We start from the raw sequence: 14,962 nt of genomic DNA on the forward strand, positions 1-14,962 counted from the left end.
TCAGCGAGGTTGCGCCTGCCGTCCCGGTGGTTCGGGCAGCGCGGCGTCGGCCACCACCACGCGGTTGCGGCCGCCCCGTTTGGCCGCATACATCGCCGCGTCCGCACGTGCCATCAGGCGTTCGTAATCGGGGTGCCCATCGTGGCCGGCCACGCCGATGCTGGCGCTCAACGGCAGCACGGTGCCATCGGCCAGCGCGACCGGCGATTGCGCAATCTGCCGGCGCAGGCCTTCGGCAATGACCGCCGCCTGCGACTGGCTTGCCGCCACCAGCACCACCACGAACTCCTCGCCGCCGTAGCGGAACAGGTAGTCGCTGCCACGGGTGGATTGGCTGAGCAGCGTCGCCACGTGCTGCAGGGCGCGGTCGCCGGCATCGTGGCCGTGGCCATCGTTGATGGCCTTGAAGTGGTCCAGGTCCAGCAGCAGCAGCGAGAACGGGGTCTGGTGGCGGGTGGCCAGTTCGATCTCGCGGCGCAGCACGGTGGGCAGGAAGCGGCGGTTGAGCAGGTTGGTCAGGGTGTCACTGCCGGCGTCCAGTTCACCGATGCGCTCGAACAACAGAGTCATCAGCGTGCGGATGCTGGCCAGGTCCTCGCGGATGGCCGGCAGCTGCGCCAGACGCTGTACAGGGTTGTCTGCGATGGCGTGCTGCAGCCCGCTGTCGATGCGGGCGATCAGCTGCCCCACCTGCTGGGTTTCGCTGCTTTCACCAAAGCTGGGAATGCCCTTGTGGGTGAACCACAGGCCGAATTCGGAGGTGGCCAGGCTGGCGCTGTCGCTGCTGCTGGCGTGGCCAGCCAGCGTGTACAGCAGGGTGTTTTCCCAATCCAGCAGCAGGGCGCGCTGGCGCTCGCGTTCGGTGCTCACATTCTGCACCAGCGAGAACAGGCGATAGGCCGCATCGGTACGCGAAGAACGCTCGCGGGCATGGGTGTAGGCCAGGGTCATGCCTTCCATGGCAATGTCCATCACCGTGCTCAGGCAGGTGATGGCAGCAAACGCGGTGGCGCTGTCGCTGGCCTGCGCCTGCAGTCGTGCGAACAGATCGTGTTTCAGTACCCGTGCGCCGCGGGTGACCAGGTCCACCGGAATGCCCACGCGTGCGTGCACATCGCCGATCACCCGCTGCGCCGCAACGCCGCTGGCGACCGCGCCGGCGTCAGTGGTGAGCAGCTGCACCAGCCAGCGCTGCATGGCCGGCTGCAGGCGATGCTTCACCTGTTCGTGGGACAGGAAGCGACGGGCGCGCGCATCGTCCAGCAATACTTCATAGAAGCGCTGCGCCAGCAGCGGCGGGGCGTCGCTGGCCACGCGATGCAGCAGTGCGGTGGCAGCCGGGCCGGCCTGCTGCAGGCTGTGCTGCCAGGCCTCGGCCAGCGGTTGGCTGGCATCGTCCAGATGGGGTGTGTCCACGGTGTTCTCGTGCGGTGTAAGGCGGCGTAGCGGTATCGGCTGCGGGCGTGCGCGGTTGAGCGCAGTTGCGCAGCCAGTTTACGTGCGGTGCAGCCTGCGCGGCGCGCGTGAGGGGTAGCGCGCACTGCAATGTTATAAACAGCGTAATAGTCTCCCGCGCCTGCGCGGCGTAGCCTGACCGCATTGCACAGGAACTTCGCCATGGGCCACGACCACGATCACCTGCCGTCCGAGATCCGCCATGAAAAGCCGCTGTGGTGGGCGCTGGGGCTGACCACCACCTTCCTGCTGGTGGAAGTGGTGGGCGCGTTCTGGACCAACAGCCTGGCGCTGCTGTCCGACGCGGCGCACATGGCCACTGATACGCTGGCGCTGATGATCGCGTTGGTGGCGGTGCGCCTGAGCCGGCGGCCACCGGATGCGCGGCGCACCTATGGCTATGCGCGGCTGGAAGCGCTGGGGGCGATGATCAACGGCGCCATGCTGTTCGTGGTGGCTGCCTACATTCTGTGGGAAGCGATCGAGCGCTTCCGCCAGCCGCAGGAGATCGCCTCGACCGGCATGCTGGTGATCGCCGCGATCGGGTTGGTGATCAACCTGATTTCCATGCGCCTGCTGCAGGCCGGCAGCGGCGAAAGCCTGAACGTGAAGGGCGCCTACCTGGAAGTGTGGGCCGACATGCTCGGTTCGGTGGCGGTGATCGTGGGCGCGCTGCTGATCCGCTGGACCGGCTGGAAGCCGATCGACCCGATCCTGGCCGTGCTGATCGGCCTGTGGGTGCTGCCGCGTACCTGGGTGCTGATGCGCGAGGCGATCAACGTGCTGCTGGAAGGCGTGCCCAAGGGCATCGATGTGGCGCGGGTGCGCGAACGGCTGGGCGACCACGATGCGGTGCTGGATGTGCACGACCTGCACATCTGGGCGCTGGCTTCCAGCACGCCGGCGCTGACCGCGCACGTGGTGATGGGCGAAGGCAGCGATGCCGACGCCCTGCGCCGCACGCTGAGCGACCGCCTGCATGATGAATTCGGCATCGAGCATGTGACCCTGCAGGTGGAGGCAGACCATTGTGGCGAGGCCTGTGGGCAACCGGCGAAGCACGACCATGCCCATGACCATGACCATGACCATGATGCGCAGGGCCATCACGGCCACGTGCACCGGTAGCGGCGGGCCCGGCCCGGCGGGGCTACAATGCCCACCTGCCTTTCCTCGCGTTGGAGACCCTGCAGTGACCCGTAAACTCGTACTGTTGCGCCATGGCCAGAGCCAGTGGAACCTGGACAATCGCTTCACCGGCTGGGTCGATGTCGACCTGACCGACCAGGGCCGCAGCGAAGCCGCCAACGCGGGCCGCCTGATGCGCGAGGAAGGCCTGCAGTTCGACGTCGCCCACACGTCGGTGCTGAAGCGCGCCATCCACACCCTGCAGGGCGCGCTGGCCGAACTGGGCCAGGACTGGCTGCCGGTGAACAAGTCCTGGCGCCTGAACGAGCGCCACTACGGTGGCCTGCAGGGGCTGGACAAGGCCGAGACCGCTGCCAAGCATGGCGAAGACCAGGTCAAGGTGTGGCGCCGTTCCTATGACATCCCGCCGCCGCCGATGGAGCTGGACGACCCGGGCCACCCGATCCACGACCGTCGCTATGCCGGCCTGGACCGCAACGCCCTGCCGGGCACCGAATCGCTGGCCACCACCCTGGACCGCGTGCTGCCGTACTGGCACGACGCCATCGCGCCGCAGCTGAAGGACGGCAAGACCGTGCTGGTCACTGCCCACGGCAACTCGCTGCGCGCGCTGTACAAGTACCTCAACAACGTGTCGCGCGAGGAAATCCTCGAGCTGAACATCCCGACCGGCATTCCGCTGCTGTTTGAACTGAACGACGACCTGACCGTGAAGTCGTTCCGCTACCTGGGCGACCCGGAAGCGGCGCGCAAGGCTGCCGAAGCCGTAGCCAACCAGGGCAAGGCGAAATAAGAAACAGAAGGCCGGCGCAAGCCGGCCTTTCCTTTTGTAGCGTCGAGCCATGCTCGACGGCTTGCCAACAGCAGTCGAGGATGGCCCGACGCTGCAGAAGCGCCACCACCCATGGGTAGCTGCGCCCTCAGCAGTCATACCCCCAGTCTTCCACATCCAGCGCACACCCCAGCAGATCCCCCAACGGCGCGCGCTGCCCAAGCAGTCCATCAAGCGCCGCCTGATCGAACGTATCGCTTCCCAGCACATCGAGCATCTGGGCGTCGTCCGTGCGCACGAACAGGGTGATGAAGCCGCGGCCTTTGGCTGGCCGCATGCTGCCAATTCCGGCGCTGGGCACGGGCAGCGGCAGCACCAGGGTGCGACTGTCCTGGCTGAACCCTGCGATCCCGGCTTCCGCTGCGGACCATGCCAGCAGCTGCCCGCGTGGCGCATCGGCCATCTGCGCGGCAATGGTGCCTGGCAGGTGTTCAACCCCCACCAGCTGAGGATTGTTGGCATGAAGTCGTAGCGGTGCGTCCGCGCCTGTGGAGAGCGTGAGGGTCTTCATGGCCGACGATGGTAACGGCCCGGCATACGCCCTGTGACCTTTGGCCGGTCCACCGCACCTGCGGCCCGGCTAGGCTTGAGGATTCGCCGTCGGAGAGAGACTCCATGAACGTCCGCAACCTGGTCCCGCTGGGCCTGACCATCGCCATCGCCGCTTCGCTGGCCGCCTGTGGCAAGAACGAAACCGCTCCGGCGGCCACCGCCGATGCCAAGCCGGCCTTCGATCTGTCGCAGATCAAGACCCCGCTGATCTCGCTCAACAGCGCCGACCTGGACCCGTCCATCGCCGCCTGTACTGACCTCAATGGGTTCGTCAACAGCAAGTGGTTGAAGGCCAACCCGGTGCCGGGCGACCAGACCACCTGGGGCAGCTTCGAGATCCTGCGCGAGCGTTCGCTGGAAGTGCAGCACGCGCTGGTGCAGCAGGCGGCCGCCAGCCAGGCCAAGGCCGGTTCGGTGGAAGCCAAGATCGGTGACATCTGGAAGACCGGCAACGACGAAGCCAAGATCGAGGCCGCCGGCCTGGCACCGCTGCAGCCGCAGCTGGACAAGATCGCCGCGCTGAACGACACCACGGCCATCACCCAGTACCTGCGCGACAGCCAGGCCGAGGGCAAGGGCGTGCTGTTCTCGCTGTTTGCCAATGCCGATTACAAGGATTCGGCCAACGTGATCGCCTACGTCGGCCAGGGCGGTCTGGGCCTGCCGGAAAAGGGCTACTACTTCGACGAGGCGCAGGCCAAGATCCGCGATGCCTACGTGGCCTACATCGCCCAGGTGCTGACCCTGTCCGGCGTGGACGCTGCGCAGGCCGCTGAGCAGGCCAAGGCCGTGATGGCCTTCGAAACCCGCCTGGCCAAGGCGTCGATGTCGCGCATCGAAATGCGTGACCCGGCCAAGCGCTACAACCCGCTCAGCGCTGCCGACGCCGACACGCTGACCCCGAACTTCAGCTGGACCGCGCTGTTTGACACCCTGAAGGTGCCGGCCGCGCAGAAGTTCTCGCTGGCCCAGCCGGGCTTCTTCGGTGAAATGGACAAGATGCTGGCCGACGTGCCGGCCAGCACCTGGCAGGCCTACCTGCGCTTCCACACCATCGACGATGCCTCGCCGTACCTGAGCAGCACCTTCGAAAAGGCCAACTTCGATTTCTACGGCACCACCCTGCGTGGCCAGAAAGAAATGCAGCCGCGCTGGAAGCGCGTGCTGGAATCAGTGAACGGTGGCATGGGTGAAGCCCTGGGCCAGCTGTACGTCGATGCGGTGTTCCCGGCCGAATCGAAGGTGGCCATGCAGCACCTGGTAGAAAACCTGTCGCAGGCGCTGAAGGCACGCCTGGAGCAGCTGCCGTGGATGGGCGAGGAAACCAAGAAGAAGGCGCTGGAAAAGTGGGCCAGCTTCACTCCGAAGATCGGTTACCCGGACAAGTGGCGTGACTGGGCGGGCCTGCAGACCAACGGTGACAGCTACCTGGGCAACATGCAGGCGGCACGCGCGTTCAACTACCGCTACATGCTGGACAAGATCGGCAAGCCGGTGGACAAGACCGAGTGGGGCATGACCCCGCAGACGGTGAACGCCTACTACAACGCCACCAAGAACGAGATCGTGTTCCCGGCCGCCATCCTGCAGGCGCCGTTCTTCGACGCCAAGGCCGACCCGGCGCTGAACTACGGCGGCATCGGTGCGGTCATCGGCCACGAAATGATGCACGGCTACGACGATTCGGGCAGCCAGTTCGCCGCCAACGGCAACTTCGACAACTGGTGGACCGACGCTGACCGCAAGGCCTTCACCGAACGCACCGACCAGCTGGTGGCGCAGTTCGACGGCTACGAATCGGTGCCGGGCGTGTTCGTGAAGGGCAAGCTGACCCTGGGCGAGAACATCGGCGACCTGGGCGGCCTGACCGTGGCTTACGACGCGCTGCAGATGGCGCTGAAGGAAGACCCGAAGGCCAATGTCGAAGTCGATGGCCACAGCCAGGACCAGCGCTTCTTCATGAACTGGGCCACCGTGTGGCGCCGCAACTTCACCGATGGCGAGCTGCGCGTGCGCCTGAACACCGATCCGCACGCACCGGCCAACTTCCGTGCCAACGGCGCGCCGTCGAACATGCCTTCGTTCGCTGCGGCGTTCCAGTGCAAGGCCGGCGATGCGATGGTGCGCGCCGACGACAAGCGCGTGGTGATCTGGTGATCCCCACCGCAGTGGCGTAGTTGCAGAAAGGCCCGGCGAAAGCCGGGCCTTTTGCATGGCGGGGGTGGAGAGCGGGTAGAGTCGACTCTACCCAGTCGGCTCTACCCCACAACATCCACCGTCGCGGTCGATCAGGCCAGCGCTGGTTCGCGCTTCAGCATGCCGTGGAAACGCTTGAGCACATACGGATCGATCAGTCCGCCGGACTGATCTTCCAGGATGCGCAGCACGGCGTCATGTTCCATCGCGCCGCGGTAGGGGCGCGCGCTGGTCATCGCGTCGTAGGCATCGGCGATGGCCACGATGCGCGCGCCCAGCGGAATTGATTCGCCATGCAGGCCATCGGGATAGCCGCTGCCATCGAAGGCTTCATGGTGGGCGCGGATCACCCGCGCCACTGCGGTGGCATCGCTGCGCCCGGTGGCCAGGAAAATGTGTTCGCCGCGCACGGGATGCTCGCGCATGATGTCGCGCTCCTCGGTGGTGTGGCGGCGCGGGCTCAGCAGCACGTCATCGGGAATGCCGATCTTGCCGACGTCATGGAAACGCGCGGCCAGGCCGATCAACGCGCAGGTTTCGTCCTGCTGGTCGCAGTGCGCGGCCAGGCGCTGGGCCAGCACGCCCACGCGGTCGCAGTGGTAGCGGGTGTAAGCATCGCGCATCTGCAGCGACATCGACAGCGCATCGATCAGGCAGGCATGTTCGTGCAGCAGGTCTGGGGCTTGGGAGTGGGGCATCGGTGTGCAGGCGCAGGCAGTGCGCGAAAGCGACCGGCCCGCAGCTGCGGGCCGGTCTGGAAGAGTGGCACCTAGGGTAACGCGTGCGGCCTGTGCACCGTGTGGCGCGCTGGCCGCATGCGCGATCAGCCGGTGGTCTGCAGCTGGATGCGGTTGGCCTTGGCGAACGCGTCCTGCGCATCGCTCAGTGCCTGCATGTCGGTGTCCATCTTCGTGGTGGCTTCATCCAGTGCCTGCAGCAGCGGCGTCACCTGCTCTTCGCTGTAACCATCGGGCAGGGCAGCGATCTTCTGCATCACCGCGAACATGTCGGCGGTGCTCTGCACCGAGTCGCGCAGGTCCTGGTGCAGGGCATCGGCATCCTTGCCGTGGGTCAGCAGCTCGATATGGGTCAGGCGGTCGGTGGCTTCCTTGTGGGCGTTGCCCAGGCCGAAGCGGAACTGTTCCAGGCTCTTGCCGTCCTGCAGCGCGGCGTGGAAGGCTTCGCCACGCGCGCCTTCGGTCCACAGCTGGACCGTGTTCACCATGCTGTTCCAGCTGGCAACGTTCTCGTACAGGTAATCGCGGTTGCTCATGCCACTGTGGCAGGCGGCCAGCAGGCCCAGGCTGGTGGCCAGCAGAAGGGGGGCGAATCGATTCACATCAACACTCCTTGTCGCGGGCGCAGGAACAAAAAGCGTGCCCTTCCGCCGCCCGCAGCGGAAAGGCACCGGGGGATTGCAGTCAGCGCACGGCCAGGGTCAGCAGCAGGGCGCGCGCGGCGTTGAAACGGTCTTCCGGCAACGGCAGCGGGTGCTTGATGCGCAGCTTGTCCGGCCCTTCCATCGCGTACAGGTTGGGCTGCTTCTGGATCAGCTGGATCACCGCCATCGGGTCGATGTTCGGCTTGGATTCGAACACGATGCGACCGCCGTTCTCGCCAAGATCCAGCTTGCGGATGCCCAGCGTGTTGGCCTGCAGCTTCAGCTCGGCAATGGCGAACAGGTTCTTGGCTGGATCCGGCAGCAGGCCGAAGCGATCGATCATCTCCACCTGCAGTTCGCGCAGCTCGGTGCTGTCGCGCGCGCTGGAAATGCGCTTGTACAGGGTCAGGCGGGTGTGCACGTCCGGCAGATAGTCTTCCGGAATCAGCGCCGGCACATGCAGTTCGACCTCGGCACCGCGCACTTCTTCGCCGGCATCCAGGTCGGGCAGCTTGCCCTGGCGGATGCTGCGCACGGCGCGTTCCAGCAGTTCGGTGTACAGGCTGAAGCCCACCTCGGCCATCTGCCCGCTCTGGTCTTCGCCCAGCAGTTCGCCGGCGCCGCGGATCTCCAGATCGTGCGTGGCCAGGGTGAAGCCGGCGCCCAGTTCGTCCATCGAGGCGATCGCTTCCAGGCGCTTTTCCGCATCCGGGGTGATCGAGCGGCGGTCGGGCACCACCAGATAGGCATAGGCGCGGTGGTGCGAACGGCCCACGCGGCCGCGCAGCTGGTGCAGCTGGGCCAGGCCGAAGCGGTCGGCGCGGTTGATGATGATGGTGTTGGCGTTGGGAATGTCGATGCCCGATTCGATGATCGTGGTCGACAGCAGCACGTTGAAGCGCTGCTTCTGGAAGTCCAGCATCACCTTTTCCAGCTCGCGCTCGGGCATCTGCCCGTGGGCGATGCCGATGCGCGCTTCGGGCACCAGCTCGGACAGCTCGCGCTGCATGCGGCCGATGCTTTCCACGTCGTTGTGCAGGAAGTACAGCTGGCCACCGCGCGAGAGTTCGCGCTGGAAGGCCTCGCGCAGCAGCGCGTTGTCCCACTGGGTGATGAAGGTCTGCACCGCCAGCCGGTTCGGCGGCGGGGTGGCGATGATCGACAGGTCGCGCAGGCCGGCCATGGCCATGTTCAAGGTGCGCGGGATGGGGGTTGCGGTCAGGGTCAGCAGGTGCACGTTGGCGCGCAGCGCCTTCAGTGCTTCCTTCTGGCGAACGCCGAAACGCTGCTCCTCGTCGACGATGACCATGCCCAGGTCCTTGAACTTCACGTCCGGCTGCAGCAGGCGATGGGTGCCGACGATCACATCGATGGTGCCGGCGGCGACCTTCTCCAGCTCGGCCTTGATTTCCTTGCTGGTCTTGAAGCGCGACAGCACTTCGACCTTCATCGGGTAATCGGCGAAGCGGTCGCGGAAGTTGCGGAAGTGCTGTTCGGCCAGCAAGGTGGTCGGCACCAGCACGGCCACCTGCTTGCCGGCACTGGCGGCGGCAAAGGCGGCGCGCACGGCCACTTCGGTCTTGCCGAAGCCCACGTCGCCGCAGACCACGCGGTCCATCGGCTGGCTGCTGGCCAGGTCGCGCAGGGTGGCGTCGATGGCGGCCAGCTGGTCGGGGGTTTCTTCGAACGGGAAGCCGGCCGCGAACGGTTCGTACATGGCGCGGTCCACGTGCAGCGCCAGACCGGCGCGGGCCTGGCGGCGCGCCTGGATTTCCAGCAGTTCGGCGGCCACGTCGCGCACCTTTTCGGCGGCCTTGCGCTTGGCCTTGCTCCACTGTTCGCCACCCAGCGAGTGCAGCGGCGCGGTTTCCGCCGATGCGCCGGAATAGCGGCTGATCAGGTGCAGCTGGGCCACCGGCACGTACAGGCGATCGCCCTTGGCGTACTCGATTTCCAGGAATTCGCCGGGCATGCCGCCCACGTCCATCGCGATCAGGCCCCGGTAGCGGCCCACGCCATGGTCTTCGTGCACGATGGGCGCGCCTTCGGTCAGCTCGCCCAGGTCGCGGATGATCGCCTCGGGTTCGCGGCCGGCACGGCGCGTGCGGCGGGTGCTGCCCGCGCGCTCGGGGAACAGCTGGCGCTCGGTGAGCACCGCGATGCGCGGTTCGTCCAGCGCGAAACCGTCTTCCAGTGCCGCCACGGTAATGGCGAAGCGCTCGGCGCTGTCCAGGAAGGCCGGCAGATCGGCCACCACCGGCGGCTTCAGTTCGGCCGCCTGCAGCACTTCCAGCAGGGCTTCGCGGCGGCCCGGGGAATCGGCCGCGATCAGCACCCGGCCCGGGTAATGGGCCAGGAAGGATTTCAATGCATCGCCGGCCGGTGCCTCGCGCGCGGCCACCGGCAGCGGCGGCAGCGGCTGGTCGCCCAGCGCATGCGCATCGGCGATGCGCGCATGGTCGGCCGCCCACACTTCGATGCGCGCGGTATCGTTCAGGCGCTCACGCAGCAGGTCCGGCGACAGATACAGCGCCGACGGCGGCAGCAGCGGCCGTTCCACATCGTGGCGGCGCTGCTCGTAGCGCTCTGCGGTCTGGGTCCAGAACGTTTCGGCGGCCTCGCCGGCGCCGGCACACAGCACCGGCAGACTGCCTGCGGGCAGGTAGTCGAACAGGGTGGCGGTGCGTTCGAAGAACAGCGGCAGGTAGTACTCGATGCCGGCCGGTGCCAGGCCGGATTTCAGATCCTGGTACAGCGCGCTGCGGCGGGTATCCACGTCGAAGCGTTCGCGCAGGGTGGCCAGCACGCGGGCGATGCTGGCCTCGTCCATCGGCACTTCGCGGCCGGGCAGCATGTGCACGGCCTCGACCTTGTCCAGCGAGCGCTGGCTTTCCGGGTCGAAGGCGCGGATCGAATCGATGTCCTCGTCCAGCAGTTCCACCCGCAGCGGCTCGTCGGCGCCCATCGGGAACACGTCCAGCAGGCCACCGCGCACGGCGAAATCACCCGGGTCCATCACCTGCGGCACGTTGCGATAGCCGGCGCTTTCCAGCCGGCGCTTCTCGGCCTCCAGGTCCAGGCGCTGGCCGACCTTCAGGTCGAAGCTGCCGCCGATGACATAGCTCTGCGGCGCCAGCTGCTGCAGCAGCGTCTGCACCGGCACGATCACCACGCCACGCTTCAGCGTGGGCAGGCGGTGCAGGGCGGCCAGGCGCTGCGAGATGATGTCCGGGTGCGGGCTGAAGCGGTCGTAGGGCAGCGTTTCCCAATCGGGGAAGGCAACCACCGGCAGCGACGGATCGGCGCCCAGCAGGGTGTGCAGATCGGCTTCCAGCTGGCTGGCGCCGTGGTTGTCACGGGCGATGACCAGCAGCGGCGCCGTGTGCGCACGTGCGGCCTGCACCAGGTACCAGGCCAGTGCAGTGGGCGAGGCGGGGGCGCGCCACCAGGCGCGAAGCTGGCCGGCACGGGGCAGCGGCGGGGCGGGGTATGGAGTACGCGACATGGACCGCCGATCTTAACAGATGCCCTTGTCGTGACCGTGTGCGTAACGTCGCGGTAGCGCCGGGCCATGCCCGGCGAACGTCGCGGTGGGGTCGGCACGCCGGGCAAGGCCCGGCGTCACCTCAGTTGTCCAGTTCCAGCACCATGCGCACCAGGCCTTCGGCGCCGTTGGGGTGCGGTACCGGCTTGAAGCCCAGCGAGGCGGCCAGCTGCTTCATCGGCTCGTTCTCGGCGGCCACATCGCCGTACAGGCGGTCCAGGTACTTGCCGCGGCCCCACTTCACCAGCTTGCGCATCAGCTGCCGGCCCAAGCCCTGGCCGATCAGGAAGCGGCTGATCAGGATCGCGTACTCGGCTTCACGGGTACCGGGAATGATCGAGGCGCGCGCCACCGCGCCCACCACGGCTTCGCCGGCCGGCAGCGATTCGGCCGCGACCAGGGTGATCTCGGTCTTGGGATTGGGGTGGGTCAGGCGCTGGGTCGTTTCCGGCGAAAGCTCGGTGACCGCCTGCAGGAAACGGTCGCGGATTTCTTCCGGCCCGAACAGGCTGAAGGCGGCCTGCAGCGGCGCGCCGTCTTCCGGGCGGATGGGGCGGATCAGCAGCTCGTGGCCGCTGGGAGCCTTGAAGATCTCATGCCAGGGCGGCATGCGGTTGCGAGTGGCCATACCGGGTGGTTCCTTGGTGGTCCATCGATTGTGGCATCACCGAGGCTGTGTTCCGTGAACAAAAGGCTCACGCAGGTACAGCCTCGTGAAGATGGCAGATCGTCGCTTATTCGGCGGTCTTCAGCCAGTCCAGGCGGGTCGTGGCACCCGGTTCACCCAGGTGCTGGCGCAGCGCCGGCAGGGCCGGGCCGACCACCCGGTCGAACTGCCAGGGGGCGTTGAGCACCAGCATGCCGCTGCCGTTGAGGCGCAGCGGGGAATCATCCGGGCGCACCAGGAATTCGATGGTCAGGGCCGACTTCACCGGCAGGGCGGTGGCCTTGCGCAGGAAGTGCAGGATGGTGCGGCGCTGCTTGATCGGGAACCAGACCGCGCAGGTGGCCTGCGGCCAGCGCGCCAGCGTTTCGGCCAGCGCGGCCAGGATCGCCTGGTACTCGGCATCCTGCGCTTCGTAGGGCGGATCGATCAGTACCAGGCCGCGGCCGATCTTGCTGCCGTTGACCTTGGGCGGCAGCAGGGCACGCAGCTGGCCGTAGCCGTCGCCGGGGTGCACGCCCACGCGGCTGTCATGGGCGAACAGGGCCTTCAGCGAAGCGGCTTCGTCCTCCTGCAGTTCGCACACCGCCATGCGGTCCTGCGCGCGCATGGCCTGGGCGGTCAGCAGCGGCGAGCCGGGGTAGGTGATCATCGCCCCCACCGGGTTGTCGGCCTGCACCGCCTTCAGGTAGCGCTCCACCACCTCGGGCAGCTTGGGCTGGGCCATCAGGCGCATGACCCCGGATTCGGCTTCCAGCGTCTTGCGGCTCTCTTCGCTGGCCAGCAGGTAGCGGCCGGCGCCGCCGTGGGTGTCCAGCACGAAGAACGGGCTGTCCTTGCGCTTGAAGCTGTCGATCAGGGCCAACTGCACGATGTGTTTGAGGACATCGGCATGGTTGCCGGCATGGAAGGCGTGGCGATAGTTCATGGGCGGCAGTGTACGGGGCGGCGGCCGCAGCGGCTATGCTGCGCGCCATGACAGCGCCCGTTGCCCATGTGCTGGTGGTCGAAGACGAAGCCGCCATTGCCGAAACCGTGCTCTACGCCCTGCGCAGCGAAGGCTATGCGGCCAGCCACTGCCTGTTGGGAGGGGAGGCTCTGCAGCGCCTGCAGGACGGGGGCATCGACCTGCTGGTGCTGGATGTGGGCCTGCCCGACCTGGGCGGCTTCGAAGTCTGCCGGCGCCTGCGTGCGCTGCCCGGCGCGGTGGCGCAGCTGCCGGTGATCTTCCTGACCGCCCGCAATGACGAACTGGACCGGGTGCTGGGCCTGGAACTGGGCGCGGACGATTACATGACCAAGCCGTTCTCGCCGCGTGAGCTGGTGGCGCGGGTACGGGCGCGCCTGCGCCGGGTGCCAGCGCCCGTCATCGTCGCCCCGGGCCCGGTCGAGGACGGCGGCTGGCGCGAAACCGGTGCCTTCGCGATCGATCGCGAGGGCCGGCGCATCCGTTTCCAGGGCCAGCCGCTGGAGCTGACCCGCTACGAATACGCCTTGCTGGACGCCTTGCTGCAGCGCCCCGGCGCCATCCTCAGCCGCGCCCAGCTGATGGACCGTGGCTGGGACAGCAGCGCCGACAGCGCCGACCGTACTGTCGACACCCACGTGAAGACCCTGCGCGCCAAGCTGCGCGCGGCCGGTGCCAGCGACGACCCGATCCGCACCCACCGCGGCGTGGGTTACGCACTGCAGGTGTAGCCATGCGGCTGATGCTGAAACTGTTCCTGGGCTTCTTCCTGATCGTGGGCATCGCCGCATTCTTCGTGATGCGCGTGTTCGTGAACGAAGTGAAGCCCGGCGTGCGCCAGGCGATGGAATCGACCCTGGTGGATGCGGCCAACGTGCTGGCCGAAATGGCCGCCGCCGACGTCAAGGCCGGCACCATCGGCAGCGGCAGCTTCACCCGCAACCTGGCCAAGGCGCGGCAGCGCGACCTGAAGGCCATGGTCTGGCGCTTTCCCAAGCGTGCGCTGGACTACCGGGTCACCATCACCGACGCCCGCGGCATCGTGATCTACGATTCGCTGGGGCGCGACGTGGGGCGCGACAATTCGCGCTGGAACGATGTCTACCGCACCCTGCGCGGCGAGTACGGCGCGCGGTCCAGCCCGGAGATTCCGGGCGAGGAAGGCAACACGGTGATGCACGTGGCTGCGCCGGTGTACGACCCGGCCGATGGCCAGACCCTGATCGGCGTGCTCAGCCTGGCCCAGCCCAATCGCAGCATTGATCCGTTCATCGCCGCCAGCCAGCGCGCCATCATCGAGCGCGGTGCGTGGCTGATCGGCCTGTCGGCGCTGGTGGGCATCCTGGTGACCGTGTGGCTGACCCGTGGCCTGGGCCAGCTCAGCCGCTACGCACGCGCGGTGACCAATGGCGAGCCGGTTCCGCCGCCACGACGCCGCCGCGACGAGATCGGCGAACTGGGTCAGGCGCTGGAAACCATGCGCCGCAAGCTGGAAGGCAAGGCCTATGTTGAACAGTACGTGCAGTCGCTCACGCATGAAATGAAGAGCCCGCTGGCGGCGATCCGTGGCGCGGCCGAGCTGCTGCAGGAACCGATGCCCGATGCGGATCGCGCGCATTTCGCGCGCAGCATCGTCGACCAGCAGCAACGGCTGACCGAAACCATCGACAAGCTGCTGGCGCTGGCCGAAGTGGAACAGCACGGCTGGCTGCAGACCCGTGCGCCGATCGAGGTGAGTGCCCTGCTGGATGAGGCCGCCGACGCCGCACAGGTGGCCGCGCAGGCGTCAGGCGTACAGGTTGTGGCCCACGCTGGGGCAGGCCTGCGCGTACACGGCGATGGCTACCTGGTGCGCCAGGCCCTGCACAATCTGATCGACAACGCGGTGGCGTTCTCGCCGCCCGGTTCGGTGGTGGAGCTGTCGGCACAGACCGAGGGCCAGGGCGTGCGCCTGCAGGTGGCCGACCGTGGCGCCGGTATTCCCGACTACGCGCGCGAACGGGTGTTCGAACGCTTCTACTCGCTGGCCCGGCCTGGCAGCGGTCGCCGCAGTTCCGGGTTGGGCCTGTCCTTCGTGCAGGAGGTGGCCCGCCTGCACGACGGCCGCGCTGCCCTGGCGGCACGCGACGGTGGCGGCACCCTGGCCGAACTGTGGTTGCCCGCCGGCAGCCCGGCCACGCGCGCCCGGCGCTGACTTCACACCCACTTCAAATTCGCCACAA

General features: G+C 67.5%; 12 protein-coding genes. 5 read left to right on the forward strand and 7 right to left on the reverse strand.

Features of this window, described 5'->3' with window-relative positions; genetic code table 11:
- The gene (locus C1922_RS06405; RefSeq protein ID WP_108749001.1) at positions 1-1,416 is read right to left on the reverse strand and encodes a diguanylate cyclase; all 1,416 of its coding nucleotides are present in this window, start codon (positions 1,414-1,416) and stop codon (positions 1-3) included.
- A gap of 201 nt (positions 1,417-1,617) precedes the next feature.
- Here C1922_RS06405 and C1922_RS06410 point away from each other — a divergent pair, with 201 nt between their 5' ends.
- Both C1922_RS06410 and gpmA read left to right on the forward strand, forming a co-directional pair.
- Positions 1,618-2,583, forward strand: coding sequence for a cation diffusion facilitator family transporter (locus C1922_RS06410; protein ID WP_108749002.1), 966 nt, complete (start codon positions 1,618-1,620; stop codon positions 2,581-2,583).
- Positions 2,584-2,647: 64 nt separating this feature from the next.
- Entirely contained in the window at positions 2,648-3,397 is a 750-nt protein-coding gene (gene gpmA, locus C1922_RS06415) for a 2,3-diphosphoglycerate-dependent phosphoglycerate mutase (protein ID WP_108749003.1), read from the forward strand.
- A gap of 127 nt (positions 3,398-3,524) precedes the next feature.
- Here the strand turns inward: gpmA and C1922_RS06420 are convergent, their stop codons facing one another.
- Complete coding sequence (locus C1922_RS06420) at positions 3,525-3,947, reverse strand: hypothetical protein (protein ID WP_159091875.1); 423 nt, start codon at positions 3,945-3,947, stop codon at positions 3,525-3,527.
- A 104-nt stretch (positions 3,948-4,051) separates the two neighbouring features.
- Here C1922_RS06420 and C1922_RS06425 point away from each other — a divergent pair, with 104 nt between their 5' ends.
- A complete protein-coding gene (locus C1922_RS06425; protein WP_108749005.1) occupies positions 4,052-6,145 on the forward strand; it encodes a M13 family metallopeptidase in 2,094 nt (697 codons plus the stop codon).
- 131 nt (positions 6,146-6,276) lie between these two features.
- On the opposite strand, the gene C1922_RS06430 is transcribed toward C1922_RS06425, so the two are convergent.
- From C1922_RS06430 to rlmJ, 5 genes are all read right to left on the reverse strand, one after another.
- Positions 6,277-6,882 carry an HD domain-containing phosphohydrolase gene (locus C1922_RS06430; RefSeq protein ID WP_108749006.1) on the reverse strand — a complete coding sequence of 202 codons (606 nt, stop codon included), beginning with the start codon at positions 6,880-6,882 and terminating at the stop codon, positions 6,277-6,279.
- Between the two features lie 125 nt (positions 6,883-7,007).
- The gene (locus C1922_RS06435; RefSeq protein ID WP_108749007.1) at positions 7,008-7,523 is read right to left on the reverse strand and encodes a hypothetical protein; all 516 of its coding nucleotides are present in this window, start codon (positions 7,521-7,523) and stop codon (positions 7,008-7,010) included.
- A gap of 82 nt (positions 7,524-7,605) precedes the next feature.
- Complete coding sequence (mfd, locus tag C1922_RS06440; protein WP_108749008.1) at positions 7,606-11,070, reverse strand: transcription-repair coupling factor; 3,465 nt, start codon at positions 11,068-11,070, stop codon at positions 7,606-7,608.
- A 121-nt stretch (positions 11,071-11,191) separates the two neighbouring features.
- Positions 11,192-11,737 carry a GNAT family N-acetyltransferase gene (locus C1922_RS06445; RefSeq protein WP_019659177.1) on the reverse strand — a complete coding sequence of 182 codons (546 nt, stop codon included), beginning with the start codon at positions 11,735-11,737 and terminating at the stop codon, positions 11,192-11,194.
- 106 nt (positions 11,738-11,843) lie between these two features.
- Entirely contained in the window at positions 11,844-12,701 is an 858-nt protein-coding gene (gene rlmJ / locus C1922_RS06450) for a 23S rRNA (adenine(2030)-N(6))-methyltransferase RlmJ (protein WP_108749009.1), read from the reverse strand.
- 35 nt (positions 12,702-12,736) lie between these two features.
- Here rlmJ and creB point away from each other — a divergent pair, with 35 nt between their 5' ends.
- Both creB and creC read left to right on the forward strand, forming a co-directional pair.
- Positions 12,737-13,471 carry a two-component system response regulator CreB gene (gene creB, locus C1922_RS06455; protein ID WP_108749010.1) on the forward strand — a complete coding sequence of 245 codons (735 nt, stop codon included), beginning with the start codon at positions 12,737-12,739 and terminating at the stop codon, positions 13,469-13,471.
- A 2-nt stretch (positions 13,472-13,473) separates the two neighbouring features.
- The gene (gene creC / locus C1922_RS06460) at positions 13,474-14,934 is read left to right on the forward strand and encodes a two-component system sensor histidine kinase CreC (RefSeq protein WP_108749011.1); all 1,461 of its coding nucleotides are present in this window, start codon (positions 13,474-13,476) and stop codon (positions 14,932-14,934) included.
- Positions 14,935-14,962 lie beyond the last annotated feature (28 nt).

The organism is Stenotrophomonas sp. ZAC14D2_NAIMI4_7 (assembly GCF_003086675.1).
Taxonomy (GTDB): domain Bacteria; phylum Pseudomonadota; class Gammaproteobacteria; order Xanthomonadales; family Xanthomonadaceae; genus Stenotrophomonas.

Excerpts from the sequence above, each read along its gene's own strand:
- C1922_RS06410 (WP_108749002.1), top strand. The coding sequence starts at position 1,618 with ATGGGCCACGACCACGATCACCTGCCGTCCGAGATCCGCCATGAAAAG.
- C1922_RS06420 (WP_159091875.1), bottom strand. The coding sequence starts at position 3,947 with ATGAAGACCCTCACGCTCTCCACAGGCGCGGACGCACCGCTACGACTT.
- C1922_RS06425 (WP_108749005.1), top strand. The coding sequence starts at position 4,052 with ATGAACGTCCGCAACCTGGTCCCGCTGGGCCTGACCATCGCCATCGCC.
- C1922_RS06430 (WP_108749006.1), bottom strand. The coding sequence starts at position 6,882 with ATGCCCCACTCCCAAGCCCCAGACCTGCTGCACGAACATGCCTGCCTG.
- mfd (WP_108749008.1), bottom strand. The coding sequence starts at position 11,070 with ATGTCGCGTACTCCATACCCCGCCCCGCCGCTGCCCCGTGCCGGCCAG.
- C1922_RS06445 (WP_019659177.1), bottom strand. The coding sequence starts at position 11,737 with ATGGCCACTCGCAACCGCATGCCGCCCTGGCATGAGATCTTCAAGGCT.
- rlmJ (WP_108749009.1), bottom strand. The coding sequence starts at position 12,701 with ATGAACTATCGCCACGCCTTCCATGCCGGCAACCATGCCGATGTCCTC.
- creB (WP_108749010.1), top strand. The coding sequence starts at position 12,737 with ATGCTGCGCGCCATGACAGCGCCCGTTGCCCATGTGCTGGTGGTCGAA.
- creC (WP_108749011.1), top strand. The coding sequence starts at position 13,474 with ATGCGGCTGATGCTGAAACTGTTCCTGGGCTTCTTCCTGATCGTGGGC.